Origin of the sequence: Holospora undulata HU1, from assembly GCF_000388175.3 — a bacterium.
Taxonomy (GTDB): Bacteria; Pseudomonadota; Alphaproteobacteria; order Holosporales; family Holosporaceae; genus Holospora; species Holospora undulata_A.
Genome location: NZ_ARPM03000011.1, coordinates 1 through 2,191 on the forward strand (window position 1 = coordinate 1; position 2,191 = coordinate 2,191).

General features: G+C 37.5%; 5 protein-coding genes. 2 read left to right on the plus strand and 3 right to left on the minus strand.

The features are described 5' to 3' along the window. From K737_RS10725 to K737_RS09090, 3 genes are all read right to left on the minus strand, one after another. Positions 1-210, minus strand: a 210-nt coding sequence (locus tag K737_RS10725) for a hypothetical protein (RefSeq protein WP_035574537.1), incomplete at its 3' end; no start/stop codon positions are given. 334 nt (positions 211-544) lie between these two features. After that, positions 545-778: a hypothetical protein gene (locus tag K737_RS10175; RefSeq protein ID WP_006298944.1), complete on the minus strand. Its 234-nt coding sequence runs from the start codon at positions 776-778 to the stop codon at positions 545-547. Continuing rightward, on the minus strand, positions 778-978 hold the full coding sequence (locus tag K737_RS09090; protein ID WP_152530992.1) for a hypothetical protein: 201 nt from the start codon (positions 976-978) through the stop codon (positions 778-780). Before K737_RS09090 ends, K737_RS10175 begins: the two co-directional genes overlap by 1 nt. A 127-nt stretch (positions 979-1,105) precedes the next feature. Between K737_RS09090 and K737_RS11610 the strand changes: the two genes are divergently transcribed. Both K737_RS11610 and K737_RS00095 read left to right on the plus strand, forming a co-directional pair. Next, a complete protein-coding gene (locus K737_RS11610; protein ID WP_023491905.1) occupies positions 1,106-1,255 on the plus strand; it encodes an IS630 transposase-related protein in 150 nt (49 codons plus the stop codon). A 442-nt stretch (positions 1,256-1,697) separates the two neighbouring features. Beyond that, on the plus strand, positions 1,698-1,958 hold the full coding sequence (locus K737_RS00095) for a hypothetical protein (RefSeq protein ID WP_024161284.1): 261 nt from the start codon (positions 1,698-1,700) through the stop codon (positions 1,956-1,958). The last annotated feature ends 233 nt before the right edge of the window (positions 1,959-2,191 follow it).

Sequence of the window (2,191 nt, forward strand, 5' to 3'; positions counted from 1 at the left end):
AATGCCACTTTGCATTGATCCAAACCCTTGGTTGATTAGCTTTTCTAACATTCTTAAACGAGTTTTCTTGCCAAGGAGTATTAATCTCAGCAAACCTTTGAATAGTAATTCTCCGGTGATTTTATTATTATATCTATTGACATCGTAAAGTTTTCCTAGTCTCTCTAACCATATATCAATACATATACTCATAATATCTATCTCAACCACTTTTAACACTTATGGGGGCTAGAGAGGGAAAATAATGCACCTCAATGCCCCCTTTCTTTTGCTGCTTTTTTGGTGTATTTGCTTGTATTATAAGGTTCTTGATCCAAAATCAGGCAGGTGGATGTTAGTCGCCTTTGGATAAGCATCTTTCCGCTGATCAAAAAACGTCTTCAAGGGGTTTAAGGAACACCACCCGTCAAATCTAAGGCTCCCATCGGGTTCATGCGTGTAGGCCGTCGTGGAAATGGGGGTGCCTGACAGGTGATTTTCGTTTTCATGGTGGGGGGCATGTCATCACCAAACAGGAAGGGGGCATCCTCTGGCGGTGTGGTCATCACCGTTGAATAAAGGCTTCCTGCTTGGCTGTATTTACGGGCCGTGCTGCTGCCTTTTTAAATGAAAAATTATGGGCGTGCAACGTCTTGCCTTGAATCGCAGCCATAGAGTTCAAGAACACGAGCCGCAAATATCGCTTGCTTTCATATACGTTATGGCTTTCCAAATGTTCGATAAGTTCTGCTGTTTGTGAAATATTCAGCGTGCTTACAGATCCCCCGCTTGACACCATTAACTTTTGATCCTCCTTATACTCCTCGACTGATCGTCAATCAAAAGAGCCTCAACAATTTGACGATAGCTCCACCCCGATAACAAAACTTCCGTAATCCTATCTGCTGCGTTCTTAACGCAACACGATCTTCTTCTTTCAGAAATCTTTGCATAATAAAAATTATTAACACATAAAATTAAACTTTTAAACAATTTCATTCAGCATGAGTATAAACTGCAATACCTCCCTAAACAACCTTTTAATGATGAGTAATTTCATGTATTGATTGTATTATAGTAATTTAGCTTGAAAAATGGGGCAGAGTGGTGATATCTTTAATAGAAAATGACAAAGAAACAAAATTGCTTCGATCTAAGGGAGCGAGTAATAAGATATATTAAAGTTGGTAACGATCAAAAAACGACATCCAAAGTATTTAAAGTTAGTAAAAGCAGAGTAAGTAGGCGGGGGGTAAGACACAAAAAGAAGGGATAATTAGGTCTATCCCACGGTTAGGGAGTAAGGGTAAGATAGCCCCAGAGAAGCTAAGGATTTAAGTTCAAGCCAATAGAGATAAGAAATGAGCTGAGACAGCAAAGCTAGTTAACGCAATTATTTGTTTCTGTATACGGAAGGTTAAAAAAGCTAGGAGTTAGTTATAAAAAAAGCCTCTACCTATGTAAAAATACGCGAAAAAAACGAAGTAACTATCAAGAAGCTATAAAAGGGCATATCAACTGAAAGCCTTGCATATAGTGATGAAAATGGTATAGAGCTAACAATTTGCAAAGATACAGAATGGGGCGAAAAAGGTAAAAAACCGAAGCTTTTAACTAAAGATACTTTTTGTTAAAATAGGTAAAGGAAGTCTTTTAAAAGTCTCTAAAAAAGATTGTATGTAAATTTTGTGAATGTTTAAATTTCTTTAAAAGCGGTTTTGTTCGAGGGGGCTGCGGTACAAATAATAAAAAATGTGGAAAAAATTTCACGAGGTATGCCCGAAAAAGACAAGCTCCAAGTCCTTGTTTTATACGCAAGCGTCCTTTCAACGAACCGAAGCGCTCAGCGTTTTTGTTTCAGCGCAAGCGTTGTTTTGAAGTGGGCGGGAACCTTAGGATCAAGGCTATGCGCCAAAATTGAGCCATCTCCAGAAGACAACGGTAGTGTCAAGGAAGCGGATGAGTTTTTGCACTATTAAAAAAGAAGCAAAAAATTTGGATTTTTAAAGCTTGGATTTTTAAAGTCTATGATCGTGCAGGGCTTATCGATTAGGACTTGGTGATCGCTTGAGTCAAAATTCAAACGACTTTTTAAAATTTAAAATGGAAAATTTTATTTTATTGCTCTTAATGTTTTAATAAAAGATTTCTCTAGATCTCATGTAAATTGAAATAATGGAATTTTGAAGCCATGCAGTTTCTTTCTAGCCTT

Coding starts and splice junctions, on each gene's coding strand:
- K737_RS10175 (WP_006298944.1), bottom strand. CDS start 778: ATGGTGTCAAGCGGGGGATCTGTAAGCACGCTGAATATTTCACAAACA.
- K737_RS09090 (WP_152530992.1), bottom strand. CDS start 978: ATGAAATTGTTTAAAAGTTTAATTTTATGTGTTAATAATTTTTATTAT.
- K737_RS11610 (WP_023491905.1), top strand. CDS start 1,106: ATGACAAAGAAACAAAATTGCTTCGATCTAAGGGAGCGAGTAATAAGA.